Genomic DNA, 13,299 nt, shown 5'->3' with positions numbered 1-13,299 from the left:
CCCGAAATGAGCCGAGAACAACGAAGAATGGACCGCAAGAACGCGGCGGGTACAGGATCGGCGACGCCGTCGCGGCGCACGCCCGTGAAGGCGCCCGGCGCCGGCGGCCCGCCGTGGATGCCCATCGCGATCGTCGGCGGCACGATTGCCGTGGTGGCGCTCATCGCCTACCTGATCTTCCAGTCCATCGGCGACAGCGGCGAAGGCCTGAGCGCCTCAGAGAAGGCCGAGCAGGACAGCAGCACTTCGCTCCCCGGCGAATTCGTGCCCTCGCAAGGGGCGGCGCACTTCGGCTTCACCTTTTCGCGTGAGCGGGAGCCTACCCCATTCTGCGAGGGCGTCGAGCACTCGGGCAACGGCGATAGCGGGGGCGCGGCGACGCCACAGAGCGGCGGCGGCGAAGGCGGCGATCCGACGCCCGGCGCGGCCACGCCCGATGATGCCGCGACGCCGGATGATGCATTGACGCCCGATGATGCCTCCACACCGTTATCCACGCAGGAGGGCGCTACGGCGGTCGTGCCGACGGACTGCTACAACAGCAATCCGCCGTCCTCGGGCGAGCACTTGGGCGTGCTGGCAAACGTGGAGATCGCGGACGGCATCATCCTGCCCCGCATCCCGCCGGATCCGAACGTCTACCCCGACGACGTGTTCATTCCGCGCGAGGCGATCCCGCACATCCTGGAGCACGCGGGCGTGTTCGTCGGATACAACTGCGAGGACGGCGACCAGCAGTGTGCAGACGTCGTCGAAGAGCTGACGGGCCTCGTGAACGACCGCATCGACAACAACGACGACCGCGTCGTAATGGCGAACGACCCGGACTTGCCCGAAGGGACAATCGGCGTGTCATCGTGGACGCGCGTGCTCAATATGAGCGCGGCCGATTACGACGAGGACGCCGTCGAAGACTTCATCGGGACGCACGCCTGCCGCTTCGATCCCGAAGGCTTCTGCGGATAGCCAAAGACCCACTGACGATTCGAGGAGGCCCGCGACGTGCGGGCCTCCTCATTCCGAAAGCGCCGGCGTGGTGCCGGCTTCGGCAGGCGTGTTCGTTGGCCCCCACCGGCGCTCGACCTCGCGCTTGATCGCCGGATAACCCCACCGCTGCATCGCCAGCGCCAGCCAGACGCCCGCCAGGCACACCACGAGCCCGGCGAAGGCGTCCAGGATGTAGTGGTTCCCGGTGAACACGATCGATGCCAGTTGGAGCCATGGCAGGCTGAGACCGATCGCCCGGACGAGCGGGTTCTTCGTCGAGAGGACGACTGCGCCGCCCAGGATCATCGCCCACCCGAAGTGCAGGCTCGGCACGGCGGCGTACGGGTTCACGAACGCCTGCGTCGACTGCGCCTGGTAGCTGAGGTCGCTGTACTTCTCGATCGTCCCGACGAACTCGCCCGTCGGCAGGAGCCGCGGCGGCATCACGGGGTACAGGTTGTAGATGACGAGTGCGATCGCGCCTGACAGCAAGATCGCGTCACGCGCGACCGTGTATTCGTGGCGCCGATAGAAGTACATCCATATTCCGACGATGGCGATCAGCGGAAAGTCCAGCCAGAAGTAGATGAAGTTGTTGATCTCGATCAGCCAGCGCTTGTCGAGCACCCACTCCTGCAGTCGTGGCTCCCAGAAGATACCGAGCGCCCGCTCCCAATCCATGATCGTCTGTGCGTTGGCGAGCGCTTCGTCGTGGCGGTCGACGACGAGGCCGCGGACGATGAAATACAGGAGGAACGCGATCACGACGAGCCCGATCTCAAACGCATCACGGAACGCGCGATGCGTTTCGATCGCCGCCACGAAACGGCGGGGCAGTGATGGCGCCGCCTGCGCCGCCAATGCCGCGTCACGCGTCATTGCGAAGTAACGTTGGGTGCGTTGTGGGCTGTCATGTGATCCTTCGCGTGTACGTTAGGCGAGGCGGCGTGCTCCGCGCAACGGACAGGCGAATCATGCTAGTTGACACTGAACTGTTATGCCGCGGAGTCGTTGGTAAGGCTATGGATAGGGGTAAATTGCGGCCGAAGGTTGGCATAAAAGGACTTGATCGCCTCCGAGGGCGCCTGTATTCTCCACCCTGTCCTGAGGAGAACAACACCACCTCACACGACGCGCTCGTTACGGGGCGCGCGTCGTTCCTCCGGCGGGGAGGGAACCGTGCCGAGTGAGGACGGCTGCCGGCGATTGGACGTCGGCCTCGGGATAACCTAACTGCTTTCGTCTCCGAAGATTCGTGTTCCACAAACCGGACGGGTTCCGTCGGGAGGGCTTCGTGTCGTCAATTCGCGCCTGTTACCGCTCGTCGATTACATGCCCCCGCGCCGTCACTGCGGAGCGCAACTCATGAGCGGGCAGACTGCGGCGGCGACATGGAACGCCGTGCTCGGACAACTCGAGCTCACCGTTACTCGCGCGAACTTCGACACCTGGCTGCGGGACACGGTCGGGCTGCGCCATGAGCCGCACGCGTTCGTCATTGGGGCGCCGAACGATTTCGCCATCGAGTGGCTGAGCGCGCGCATGAAGCAGTTGATCACGAAGGCGCTCGCCGGCGTCTTGGGGCATGCCATGGACGTAACGTTCGAGTGCATCCGCCATGAAGACGAACCGCCGGCGCTCCTGCCCGACGTCGACGCGGCGGCGATCCCGGACTTCCTGCGCAAATCGCCGGCGGTGCCGCCCGCCCTCAACCCGGCCCTCACGTTCGATACCTTCGTGGTCGGCGACGATAACCGCATGGCCCACGACGCGGCGTGGAAGACAGCGACGGAACCCGGCGCCATCACGCCGCTCGTCATCTTCGGCACCGCGGGCCTGGGCAAGACGCACCTGCTCAATGCAATCGGGCATGCGGCGCACGCCGCCGGACGGGCGGTGATCTACGCGCCGGCCGAACGCTTCGGCAACGACTACGTGCGCGCCATCAAGGACGCCACGATCGAGAGGTTCCGCGCCCGGTACCGCAGTTGCGACGTCCTGTTGATCGATGACGTGCAGTTCTTCGAGGGCAAAGACAAGTTCCAGGTGGAATTCTTCCACGCGTTCAACGACCTGCACGCCGCCGGCGCCCAGATCGTCGTCAGCGCCGACAGGCCGCCGTCGCAGCTTGCCCTCATGGACGCCTTACGGTCGCGTTTCCAGTGGGGACTCGCGGCGGACTTGCAGCGTCCTTCCTTCGAGACGCGCCTGGCGATCTTGCGCGCCAAGGCATCGCAGCATTCCACAAGGCTCCCCGACGATGCGCTGGTCATGATCGCCGAGAAGTGCTGCCCGACGGTGCGGGAGCTGGAGGGCTACCTCAATCGCGTGATCGCCTACATACCGCTGGTGCGCGGCGAACCGACGAGCGACGTCATCGAGCGGGCGCTATCGCCGCTGCAGCCGTCGAACCGCGCCGATGGCTCACACGTTATCGAAGGTCCGTGCGCGGACGATGTCATCGGCGCGGTGTGCCGCCGCACGGGCGCGCAGCCCGCCGACCTGCGCGGGCGCAGCCGCAACCGCCAGGTCGCCTACGCGCGCCACCTGGCGATGTTCGTGCTGAAGGAGGACGCGCGCAAGTCGATCGCCGAGATCGGGCGTGCGTTCTCGAACCGCGACCACTCGACGGTGATTGCAGGCGTCGAGCGCATCCGCATGGAACTGGCGACCCGCCCGGAAACCGCCGACGACCTGGCCGCGGTGCGGGAGCACCTGGCAGCGCAGCGGGAAGCAAGTGTCGCGGCGGCAGGCTGATACACGGTTCCGTGTATTGACGCCGCTCAAACGTTCTGTTAGCCTCCCACCATAGCTCGAAGGGATTCGCTACTTGCCTCGTGTGATCTCGCTCTTCAGCGGTGCCATGGGCCTCGATTTGGGACTCGAAGCCGCCGGCTTTGAGACGGTAGCCGCCGTCGAGCTCGATCGCTGGAGCTGCGCCACGATCAAAGCGAATCGCCCAGACCTACCACTGATCCATGGCGACGTCAGAGAGATCACGGCCAACCAACTCCTGCAACTGTCTGGCGTCGACGGCGAAATCGATGTTGTTGCCGGTGGCCCCCCATGCCAATCGTTCAGCACGGCCGGAAGGCGCTCCTCGATCAGCGACGTACGGGGTGGGCTGTTCCAGGACTTCGCGCGCATCGTCGATGGTGTTCGCCCGCGCTTCTTTGTGATGGAGAACGTGCGTGGCATCCTTTCGGCAGCAGTGCGGCATCGCCCACTGAAGGATCGCGGCGCCGGCTCACCGCAACTTGAACCGGATGAACGTGCGGGCTCCGCGCTCGCCGTCATCATGGACCGGCTCCAAGACCAACTGGGCTATGAGGTGGTCTACGGCCTTGTCGACGCGGTGAACTTCGGCGTACCCCAGTTCCGTCAACGCGTGATTTTCTTGGGCTCGCGAGATCACGAGTTCGGGGCGGCGAAGTGGCTACCGGAGCGAATGCCGATCCAGGAGTTGATCCCGCCCACACACGCGGAGACTCCCACGGTCGAGCAGCCGTATAAGTGGCGGACGCTCGGCGACGCGATCTCTGATCTGAACGAATTGGCACCTGAGTACCTTCGGTATTCAGAGGCTCGCCTCAAATATCTTCGGCTAATACCCCCGGGTCGCAATTGGCGTCACCTCCGTGAGTACGGCGAGGATGTTGTCAAGGCGGCCCTCGGTGGTGCGTACGCCTCGGACGGTGGAAAGGTCGGCTTCTTCCGCCGCCTCACATTTGAACGCCCCTCACCGACCGTCCCGGCGACGCCAATCCAGAAGGGCACGAGCCTTTGTCACCCGGAACACGATCGAGTACTGTCTGTGCGCGAGTATGCACGCGTACAGCAGTTTCCGGATGATTGGCTATTTGCGGGCCCGACCGCCGAGAAGTACAAGCAGATCGGCAACGCCGTTCCAATCGGCCTTGGGCGGGCAATTGGACATGCGCTTCTCGCGTTTTTCGACCAAGACTTGGCGCTCGATGTTCAACTGGACGGCCGCCGCCTCCCCGCCGGAGTGGTTCATTAAACAACGGCGCGCGCACGATCCTGTCGCTGTTCCGGGCGGACACGACGTTCTCGCCCACCTCGTCGCGATATGACTAACGAGGCGGTTCATGCCGCGCTGCGGGATTATGTGGATCGCCGCCTTCACTTCTACAGGACGAAACGATTACGCGACTTATTGTCGAAAGACGTCCTTATGTTCGCCCTTCGTGGCGTGGCGACCTCGGACGGGTTCGTAGAGCAGGCGTTTGCGGCGCTCGAATCGTCATCCGAAGAAACCACAATGGGTCACACGTGGCAGCGGATACTCAAAGATCTCGCCGAGCCCGCCGTTATCGATGCAGGAGATTTCCTGGCCGAGCGCGAAGGCGCGTTGTGGGTGATCGAAGAGAAGAGCCAAACGAACACGCTCAACGCTTCGTCGCTGGCGCAGACGGTTCGGGCGCTCAAAGACCGCGTAGAGCGCTACCGGACCTTTCAACAGGCGAGGCGACAGCCCGTCAAGGCCATGATCGGCGTGATGCGTGGCAGGGAGGATGACCGTGAGATGAGATTCCCGGCTGGCGGGCCGCGGACCGAGAACCGTGATCTGGAAGGTTTCGAATACCGGTACATCGTCGGACCAGCGTTCTGGCGCTGGTTGACAGGCAGGCCGAGCATTCTTTCGTTGATTGGCGACTTTACGGATGCAACGGCTGTACTCGTCGAGGCACGACAGGACTGTTTAGCGAGGCTGCAATTGGAGATTGCCGAACTGCTTGCACAACACTCGCTGCCGCCGACCATTGCCTCGGTTATCACCTTGACGTTTGAGAACGATGACCCCGCCGCGACTCCTTAGCCGCTATTACGTGGACAATCACAAATAAGGCAAGCATGATCGAATACCAGGCCAGCGAGACCTTTAGGATCATCGCGGATCGGCTCGCGGAGGAGTACGGCTCGCCAGGACATGATTCCCTTCCCCTCGGCAATCAATCCGATCCCGTAGACGAACTCGTCTACATCATCCTCACCGTGATGACGGAATCTGGCGCGGAAGACACATTCGCTCATCTGCGCGCCCTATTTCCACGGTGGGAGTCTGTAACGGCGGAGACTGAAGTCATTCTCGCTGAGGTTCTTCGTCCTATAGGGCTCTATCACCAACGCGCTCGCCGTCTCGTCTCAATGTTCGACGTCATTCGCGAGCGAGAAGGGTCGATCGACCTACGGCGGCTGAAAGCCCTACCGGATGATGAGATCGAGGCGTACCTGTCGAGCTTGCCCGGTGTCGGTAAGAAGGTCGCTCGATGCGTCATGCTCTACAGCTTCCGCCGAAATGTATTTCCGGTCGACACCCATGTCCTCCGCGTCTTGAAACGACTCGGGTTCGCCAGCGGGGATTTGCGGCTCACCGCTTCCCAAGACGCCCTCCAAAAGCAGGTTCCCGAGATCCTACGGTTCACGCTTCACGTGAATCTAGTCGTCCACGGCCGCACCGTCTGCCGGGCGCGCAAACCACGCTGCGCGGATTGCGTCCTCTCCTCCCGGTGCCCGTCCGCAAGCTAACGAGTGGCTTGCTTTCCGCTAGCCACCGGGCGTATGCTCGACGCATGCTGCCACAAGAGGTCGTCGATCGCGTCCGTTCGTACATCCAGCACCAGGGAGCGAAATCGCCCGCGGCGCTCGCTGAACTCGTCGAAGCCGGGCAGGTGAAACTGCTCGCCGCCTTAGGGGACGTCGACGAGCGACGCGCGTCGACGAAGCCGGCGCCCGACGAGTGGTCGCTGCGCGAACTCATGCTGCACGTCGTCTCGGCCGAGAGCGGGCTGACGAGCATGCTCGGTCAGCTTTCCGCGGGCACGATGGACGCCGCCGGTGTGACGAAGGAACGCTCGCAGCGCATGATCGGCATGTCACGCGAGGATGACGGAGCGACGTTCGCGGCGCTGCTCGGAGAACTTCGACAGCTCAACGAGCGCACGCTCGCCGCGGTCCGCGCGATCCCCGAGACGGCTGACCGTTCGGCGAAGCCGCATCATCCCTTCTTCGGGCCGCTCGACGTGTTCGAGTGGGCGGCGTTCCAGCGCGTGCACGACGAGGACCACGCCCAGCACGCGCAGAAGATCCTCGACGCGACCAAATAGAGCTACTGCGGCAGCACGCGCTCCAGCGGCACGAACGGCAGTTCGAGCGATGCGGCGAGCGCCTCGTGCGTCACGGCGCCCTCGCTGACGAGCACGCCACGCGCTAATGCGGCGTTCTGCTCGACCGCCAGGCGCGACCCGAGCCCCGCGATCTCCAGCACGTAGGGAAGCGTCGCGGCGGTGAGCGCGGCCGTTGACGTCATCGGCACCGCCCCGGGCATGTTCGAAACGCAGTAGTGCACGACGCGCTCCTCGACGTAGATCGGCTCCTCGTGCGTCGTCGGCCGCGACGTCTCGCACGTGCCGCCCTGGTCGATCGATACGTCGACGATCACGGTGCCTTCGCCCATGCCGCGCACCATGTCGCGCGTCACGAGCTTCGGCGCCGCGGCGCCCGGCACCAGCACGGCGCAAATGAGCACGTCGGCGCTCTCCATGGCGTGCGCTATCGCGAGCCTGCTCGACATCAGCGTCGTCGTGCGTCCCGGCCAGCGCTCCTGCACGCGGCGGAGCTTATCGAGCCGCGTATCGAAGACCGTCACGCGCGCGCCGAGCGCGACGGCCGCCTCGATCGCGTTCTCGGCGACGATGCCCGCGCCCAGCACGACGACGTGCGCGGGCGGCGCGCCGGGAATGCCCGACATCAGCTTGCCGCGCCCCGGGCCGGGCTTGCGAAGATATTGCGCGGCCACCTCGGTCGCCATCTTGCCGGCGATCTGGCTCATCGGGATCAGCAGCGGCAGCGAACCGTCGGGCAGTTGCACGGTCTCATAGCCGATGGCCGTGACGTGTGAGCGGAGCAGCACGCGTGTCAGTTCCGGCAACGCGGCGAGGTGGAGATAGGTGAACAGCGTCTGTTCGTCGCGGATCAGCGCATACTCTTCGGGCAACGGCTCCTTCACCTTGACGACGAGGTCGGCGCTCGCCCACACGGCGCGCGGATCGCGCAGCACGCTGGCGCCCGCGGCGGCATACGCCTCATCGCCGTAGCCAACACCGGCGCCGGCGCCGCTCGCGACGAGCACGCGATGGCCCGCGTCGACGAGCGCGTGCGAGCCCTCCGGCGTCAGGCCGACGCGGTATTCCTCGTTCTTCAGCTCACGGACGGTGCCGACGATCATTCCACTTCAGTATCGGCGTTGGGGGGCCGCTATGCGCGAGCGACTGTGTTGCGGAGCACGCCGATGCCCGTGACTTCAGCTTCGACCACATCGGCCGGCTTCAGGAACTCCGGCGGCTTGCGGCCGACCCCCACGCCGGATGGCGTACCCGTGAGCAGGATGTCGCCCGCTAACAGCGTCATGCCTGCCGACCACTCGGCGATCAACCGCGCGACGCTGAAGATCATGTGGCTGGTGTTCGACTGCTGTTTCGTGTCGCCGTTCACCCGCAGCGCGATATCGAGCGTGTGCGGGTTGGCGATCTCGTCGCGGGTCACGATGACTGGACCGAGGGGACAGAACCCGTCCAGCCCTTTGCCCTTGTACCACTGCTGGTGCCGCGCCTGCAGGTCGCGCGCCGTGACGTCGTTCGCGACGGTGTAGCCGAAGACGCAGTCGAGCGCCGACGCTTCATCGACGTCCTTGCACTCCTCGCCGATGATCACCGCCAACTCGACTTCCCAGTCGATCGACGTGCTGACGTGCGGATGCCAGGGGATCTCGGCTTCCGGTCCGATCACGCATGTCGGCGGCTTCGTGAAGAACACGGGAAACTTCGGCGCATCCGCGCCCGCGGCGGACGCTGACTCCGCGACATGCTCGGCGTAGTTCAATCCCACGCACACGACGTTGCGCCGCGGCGTCTCGATCGGCGCGCAGAGCACGACGTCGGCGAGATTCACGCCCTTGGCGCCGTCTTGCATCGCCCGCGCGGCATCGAGCGCGCGTTCGCCCTGTGCGATGAATCCCAGCATGTCGCGCGAAACGGTATCGAGGAACAGGACGCGATCGCCGGCGATCATCCCGAGTTGCGCGGTGCCGCCTGCGCGCTCGCGAAACGTCACGAGTCGCATCAGTACCAGGACGCTTCGATGATCAGCGCCCCGTGGCGGCTGAGGACGCGCAGTATTTCCTGGTCTTCGTCGGAAAACTCGTTGCCGCTGCGGCGATCGGTAACGTAGAGCGCGCCGCGGACGTTCGCACCGCAGAAGATCGGGACGCCGAGCAGCTCCTTCATACCCGGATGCTTCGGCGGGAAGCCAAACGCCTTCTCGTGTTCACCGACATCACGCAGGTGTACCGGCATGCCGTCCATGCGCATGGTGCCGAGCGGCCCGTGCCCTTGCGGCGGCCCCTTGAGCGAGGCGAGCGCCTTCTCGTCCATGCCGCTGACGGCAAATCCCTCGACATAATCGTCCGTACCGGTGACGGCGAGCGCGCCGTAGGTGCCGTTCGTCAACTCGCGCGCCGCATCGACCACGTGCTGCAATGCGTCTAGCGGCGTCCGGGGCGGGTATCTGCGGTTGCGCTTCGCGAGCAGCGTGAGCGCGCGGTACTCCGGGTCGCGGTCGAGCAGTCCGCGGCGTCGCGGAATCGCCTCTTCCAGCTTCTGGGCCAGTTCGCCCTGCACCTCGACGCTCATCGCCTCAGATTAGCGATTCGGGAGCGATCGAAGTAGCGGGACTGCCGCCAGACGGCGATCGAGCAGGAGCGGCGGCGCCACTACCCTGCTGACGTCTTTATCGGTTCGCGCACGTCGCGCCCGAGCACGCTATCGACGAACTGCGTGATCGCGGGCACCACCAACTCCGTTGCGAAGTCGGTGTGCGCGCCGGCCGGGAATGTCACGTATCGCTTGGGCTCCGGCGCCGCTTCGAAGACGCGCTGGCCCATGCGTTCGGGCACGGTCTGGTCGGCATCGCCGTGCATCACGAGCAGCGGCCGGTCGAGACGCGAAATCTTCGAGAGCGTGTCGTAGTTCGTCAGAGGCAGCCACGGGGCCACCGTCAGCACGGCTCGCAGCTTCGGGTGCCGCCCGACGGCCAGGTCGCGGATCGAAGTGAAGGGCGCGCGCAGGATCAGCCCTGCGCCCGGCTCACGCATCGCCAGCTCCGTCGCGATGCCTGTCCCCAGCGAAAATCCGTAGAAGAAGATCTTCGCGTGGTCGATGTCGTCACGCTCGTACAGCCACCCCAGCGCCGACGCGGCATCGGTGTACGTGCCCTCTTCGGTCGCGGTACCGGCGTTTCGGCCGTAACCCCGGTAGTCGAACAAAAAGAAGTTGGCGCCAATGCCCCGCAGGAAGTCACCGAACGCCTTCGTACGCTCGGGCGAGACCCACATGTCGCTGGCGTTGTAGCTCGTGCCGTGCATGAAGAGGAGCGTCGCGGCGTCGCGCTCCTTCGCCTTGAAGTACCAGCCCTGTAGTTCGAGTCCGTCCGGCGTGAAGATGCGCGCTTCTTCGTGCGGCCAGCCGACGGCGTCGGGCGGGTCCGGATTCCACGGCCCCGCGTAGAACACGCGAGGCCGGATCATGCGCTCAGATGCAATCGTGAGCGCGATCCCCGGCGCTGAGAACAACGCGGCGGCCGCTAATGCCTTCCTGATCATGCCGCAGTGTAGCGCGGCGAGCGACGGCGGCTATGCCGGCTGGCGCTTGCGAAACGGCGACGAGCAGTTGTCCGTTGTGCGCTGGCTGATGTTTCATGCTGCCATGGACGTCAGGCATCGCTTCATCGAAGTCAACAACGTCCGCCTGCATTGCGCAGAGCAGGGCGAAGGCCCGACGGTCATCCTCCTGCACGGCTTTCCGGAGTGCTGGTATTCGTGGGGACGACAACTTCCGGCGCTCGCGGCCGCGGGCTATCACGCCATCGCGCCCGACATGCGCGGTTACAACCTGAGCGACAAGCCGAAGCGCGGCTACGACATCGAATCGCTTGTCAGCGACGTCGTGGAGCTTGCGCGCGCGATTGCCCCCGGGGATCGACGGGTCCATCTCGTCGGCCATGACTGGGGCGGCGCCGTCGCGTGGCAGGTGGCATGGCGATACCCGTCGCTGCTCCATTCGTTGACGGTCATGAATGCGCCGCACCCGGCGGCCTACGCGCGGTACGTGCGTCGCAGTCCCGGGCAGATGCTCAAGAGCAGTTACATGCTGTTCTTCCAGGCGCCGTGGTTGCCTGAGTTCGTGCTGACGCGCAAGGGCGCCGCCGCCATCGCGTCAGCGTTTCGTCGCTCGACGAAGCGTGCCGAGGCGTTCTCCGCCGCCGATCTCGAGGTCTACCGCACGGCATTCTTGCGGCCGGGTGCCGCGCGGGCGGCGATCGACTACTACCGGCAAGCGGTCCGGCAGGGTTCGAAGGTCTTGCCTTCGGCGGCGATCGAGGTGCCGACGCTGGTCCTGTGGGGCGAGGACGATCCGGTCCTCAGCAGGGCGCTGAATGACGGGCTCGATGCTTGGGTGAAGAACTTCACAATCAAGTTCATTCCGAACTGCGGGCATTGGACACAACAAGAGCAGCCAGACGTTGTTACCAGTGAGATGCTGGGCTGGTTCCAGCGCGCCTCGGCGCGCCCCTAAGGGGTTTGGCTTTAGCGCGTCCGGCGAACTACCGACCATTCTGTAGCGCGGGGGACGCCTGATTGGCCCCGCATCGGAGAGCGACCATGGGCGACACCGCCAACTGGGAGTTCGCCGCAGCCGTCGCGGCCGTCGTCATGGGCCTCGGCGGCCTGCTTCTGTTCACGTTGATCGGCACGGTCGGCGCATGGCGCGTCCTCAGCCAGGCGAGCCGCGCGGCGGCCGAAGCTTCGAAGTCGAGCCAGTACGTGCAGGAACTTGCCCGCCACTTGTCATCGCGTGCGGCACAGCAATTGCCGATCATCGATCTGCGGGACGAGGCGGAGGACCTGGCCGACTTGCGAAGACAGGCCGACCTCCTCATCGACCAGCAGGCGCGCCTGCAGGACGCCGTGCGCAATCTCGTCGAGTCGGGGGCGCTGGGTTCCACCACCTCAGACCGGCAACTGCGCGATCTCGACAGCATCGTGCGCCGGCTCGAGGACAATCTCGCGCGGGTTGCGGCGGCCGTCAACGACCTCGAAACGCGCGCGCCACGGGGAGAGTGACCATGGTTGCAAAAGGGAAAGCGACGCAGGACGGCGACCAGGGCGATCCCATCGCAAGGGTGATGGACTCGCTGCTGCCCGTACACTCCGCGCTCTCGCTCGAATGGTTGGTCGATGGCGCGACCACTGCAGCGGAGCGCGGGTTGAACGCGCCGTTTGCGTTTGTGTACTTCGAAGATCAGGATGGCCGGCTTGACTGCAGGGCCCCCGCGTCGGATCTGCGCCGCCGATCCCTGCAGCGCCTCATCGACGCGCTCGACTACGATGTGACGCGCCGCAAACTCGACCCGCGTCAGTCACTGCATCTCGCGGAGGCGTTGGACGCGAACGCCGTGGTCCAGGCGAGCCTCCGGGATTTCTTTGGCCCCTTCGTAGACGTGGCGCGCATCGACCGCGCGGAGAAGGCGCTTTCGCTCGGCACCGTGGCGATCGCGCCGCTCGAGACGGCGGGCGAGCGTCTTGGCGCGCTCGTGCTGCTGTTTCACGATCGGCCCAACGAGGCGCACGTGCGCCTGCTCGCGCAGCACGTCGCGTGCGCCGCCGTCAATTTGCGCAACGCGCATGCTGCCCGCGAGTCCGGCGTCATTGACGTCGTGCGCTCGGTGTTCGATGCGCGCAAGCTGGAGAGCGAGCTACAGCGCGAACTGTCCCGCGGCGAGCGCTACAAGCGGGAAGTCTCGATCGTCGTCATCGAAGCGACGAACCTGGCGCTCTTGGGCGATCAGTATGGCCGCTTCCTGACCGACCGCCTGCTCCAGCGTCTTGGCGAAGCGCTCGCGCAGCACGCACGCGAGATCGACGTCCTCGGCGCGTATCGCGAGAGCGGCTACACGATGATCCTCACCGAAGCCACGCCCGAAGGCGCCGCCGCCGCCGCGACGCGTCTTCTCGCCTCGGCGGAGCGTACGCGTCTCGATGAAGAGGTGCCGGGCCTTGAGTTGCACCTGGCGTCCGGCTGGGCGACGTGCCCGACCGATGGCTCGACGTCCGATGCGCTGTTCGCTGCCGCTGAGCGGCGCATGTACGGAACGGCGTCGCAAGTCGCCTGACCCCGCCTTCCAAACAATCGAAGAAACCGCAAACGGACGGCCAAAGAGGCTGGCAACTGCCAG

14 protein-coding genes are annotated in these 13,299 nt (G+C 65.4%); 9 read left to right on the top strand and 5 right to left on the bottom strand.

Annotated features, from left to right (window positions below; all coding sequences use genetic code 11):
* Positions 1-27 precede the first annotated feature (27 nt).
* Positions 28-966: a DUF3105 domain-containing protein gene (locus WEB52_08575; protein MEX2226489.1), complete on the top strand. Its 939-nt coding sequence runs from the start codon at positions 28-30 to the stop codon at positions 964-966.
* Positions 967-1,014: 48 nt separating this feature from the next.
* On the opposite strand, the gene WEB52_08570 is transcribed toward WEB52_08575, so the two are convergent.
* Positions 1,015-1,866, bottom strand: a complete 852-nt coding sequence (locus WEB52_08570) for a phosphatase PAP2 family protein (GenBank protein ID MEX2226488.1) — start codon at positions 1,864-1,866, stop codon at positions 1,015-1,017.
* A gap of 486 nt (positions 1,867-2,352) precedes the next feature.
* On the opposite strand from WEB52_08570, the gene dnaA reads away from it, so the two are divergent.
* The 5 genes from dnaA (at position 2,353) to WEB52_08545 (ending at position 7,115) form a co-directional block, all read left to right on the top strand.
* Positions 2,353-3,744, top strand: coding sequence for a chromosomal replication initiator protein DnaA (gene dnaA, locus WEB52_08565; protein MEX2226487.1), 1,392 nt, complete (start codon positions 2,353-2,355; stop codon positions 3,742-3,744).
* 82 nt (positions 3,745-3,826) lie between these two features.
* The gene (locus WEB52_08560) at positions 3,827-5,008 is read left to right on the top strand and encodes a DNA cytosine methyltransferase (protein ID MEX2226486.1); all 1,182 of its coding nucleotides are present in this window, start codon (positions 3,827-3,829) and stop codon (positions 5,006-5,008) included.
* A gap of 69 nt (positions 5,009-5,077) precedes the next feature.
* The gene (locus WEB52_08555) at positions 5,078-5,827 is read left to right on the top strand and encodes a PmeII family type II restriction endonuclease (protein ID MEX2226485.1); all 750 of its coding nucleotides are present in this window, start codon (positions 5,078-5,080) and stop codon (positions 5,825-5,827) included.
* Between the two features lie 35 nt (positions 5,828-5,862).
* Entirely contained in the window at positions 5,863-6,537 is a 675-nt protein-coding gene (locus WEB52_08550; protein MEX2226484.1) for an endonuclease III, read from the top strand.
* A 44-nt stretch (positions 6,538-6,581) separates the two neighbouring features.
* A complete protein-coding gene (locus WEB52_08545) occupies positions 6,582-7,115 on the top strand; it encodes a DinB family protein (protein MEX2226483.1) in 534 nt (177 codons plus the stop codon).
* 2 nt (positions 7,116-7,117) lie between these two features.
* Here the strand turns inward: WEB52_08545 and ald are convergent, their stop codons facing one another.
* The 4 genes from ald to WEB52_08525 all read right to left on the bottom strand — a co-directional run bounded on the left by ald (position 7,118) and on the right by WEB52_08525 (position 10,591).
* Entirely contained in the window at positions 7,118-8,236 is a 1,119-nt protein-coding gene (ald, locus tag WEB52_08540; GenBank protein ID MEX2226482.1) for an alanine dehydrogenase, read from the bottom strand.
* Positions 8,237-8,265: 29 nt separating this feature from the next.
* A complete protein-coding gene (locus WEB52_08535) occupies positions 8,266-9,129 on the bottom strand; it encodes a fumarylacetoacetate hydrolase family protein (GenBank protein MEX2226481.1) in 864 nt (287 codons plus the stop codon).
* Entirely contained in the window at positions 9,129-9,698 is a 570-nt protein-coding gene (locus WEB52_08530) for a GAF domain-containing protein (protein MEX2226480.1), read from the bottom strand. The genes WEB52_08535 and WEB52_08530 overlap by 1 nt, the downstream gene beginning before the upstream one ends.
* A gap of 80 nt (positions 9,699-9,778) precedes the next feature.
* The gene (locus WEB52_08525) at positions 9,779-10,591 is read right to left on the bottom strand and encodes an alpha/beta hydrolase (protein MEX2226479.1); all 813 of its coding nucleotides are present in this window, start codon (positions 10,589-10,591) and stop codon (positions 9,779-9,781) included.
* Between WEB52_08525 and WEB52_08520 the strand changes: the two genes are divergently transcribed.
* From WEB52_08520 to WEB52_08510, 3 genes are all read left to right on the top strand, one after another.
* Positions 10,590-11,639, top strand: coding sequence for an alpha/beta hydrolase (locus WEB52_08520; protein MEX2226478.1), 1,050 nt, complete (start codon positions 10,590-10,592; stop codon positions 11,637-11,639). The two genes, WEB52_08525 and WEB52_08520, sit on opposite strands and share 2 nt — an antisense overlap.
* 86 nt (positions 11,640-11,725) lie before the next feature.
* Positions 11,726-12,187 carry a hypothetical protein gene (locus WEB52_08515; protein MEX2226477.1) on the top strand — a complete coding sequence of 154 codons (462 nt, stop codon included), beginning with the start codon at positions 11,726-11,728 and terminating at the stop codon, positions 12,185-12,187.
* A gap of 2 nt (positions 12,188-12,189) precedes the next feature.
* Positions 12,190-13,236: a diguanylate cyclase gene (locus tag WEB52_08510; protein MEX2226476.1), complete on the top strand. Its 1,047-nt coding sequence runs from the start codon at positions 12,190-12,192 to the stop codon at positions 13,234-13,236.
* The last annotated feature ends 63 nt before the right edge of the window (positions 13,237-13,299 follow it).

Source organism: Dehalococcoidia bacterium (assembly GCA_040902535.1).
Classification (GTDB): domain Bacteria; phylum Chloroflexota; class Dehalococcoidia; order DSTF01; family JACRBR01; genus JBBDXD01.
The sequence above is the reverse complement of the archived record's forward strand: the minus strand, read 5'-3'. Positions and strand labels throughout refer to the sequence as shown.

What these genes read in the sequence shown, in the direction of transcription:
- WEB52_08575 (MEX2226489.1), top strand. Translation starts at nt 28, where the DNA reads ATGGACCGCAAGAACGCGGCGGGTACAGGATCGGCGACGCCGTCGCGG.
- WEB52_08570 (MEX2226488.1), bottom strand. Translation starts at nt 1,866, where the DNA reads ATGACGCGTGACGCGGCATTGGCGGCGCAGGCGGCGCCATCACTGCCC.
- dnaA (MEX2226487.1), top strand. Translation starts at nt 2,353, where the DNA reads ATGAGCGGGCAGACTGCGGCGGCGACATGGAACGCCGTGCTCGGACAA.
- WEB52_08555 (MEX2226485.1), top strand. Translation starts at nt 5,078, where the DNA reads ATGACTAACGAGGCGGTTCATGCCGCGCTGCGGGATTATGTGGATCGC.
- WEB52_08550 (MEX2226484.1), top strand. Translation starts at nt 5,863, where the DNA reads ATGATCGAATACCAGGCCAGCGAGACCTTTAGGATCATCGCGGATCGG.
- WEB52_08545 (MEX2226483.1), top strand. Translation starts at nt 6,582, where the DNA reads ATGCTGCCACAAGAGGTCGTCGATCGCGTCCGTTCGTACATCCAGCAC.
- ald (MEX2226482.1), bottom strand. Translation starts at nt 8,236, where the DNA reads ATGATCGTCGGCACCGTCCGTGAGCTGAAGAACGAGGAATACCGCGTC.
- WEB52_08535 (MEX2226481.1), bottom strand. Translation starts at nt 9,129, where the DNA reads ATGCGACTCGTGACGTTTCGCGAGCGCGCAGGCGGCACCGCGCAACTC.
- WEB52_08530 (MEX2226480.1), bottom strand. Translation starts at nt 9,698, where the DNA reads ATGAGCGTCGAGGTGCAGGGCGAACTGGCCCAGAAGCTGGAAGAGGCG.
- WEB52_08520 (MEX2226478.1), top strand. Translation starts at nt 10,590, where the DNA reads ATGCGCTCAGATGCAATCGTGAGCGCGATCCCCGGCGCTGAGAACAAC.
- WEB52_08525 (MEX2226479.1), bottom strand. Translation starts at nt 10,591, where the DNA reads ATGATCCGGCCTCGCGTGTTCTACGCGGGGCCGTGGAATCCGGACCCG.
- WEB52_08515 (MEX2226477.1), top strand. Translation starts at nt 11,726, where the DNA reads ATGGGCGACACCGCCAACTGGGAGTTCGCCGCAGCCGTCGCGGCCGTC.
- WEB52_08510 (MEX2226476.1), top strand. Translation starts at nt 12,190, where the DNA reads ATGGTTGCAAAAGGGAAAGCGACGCAGGACGGCGACCAGGGCGATCCC.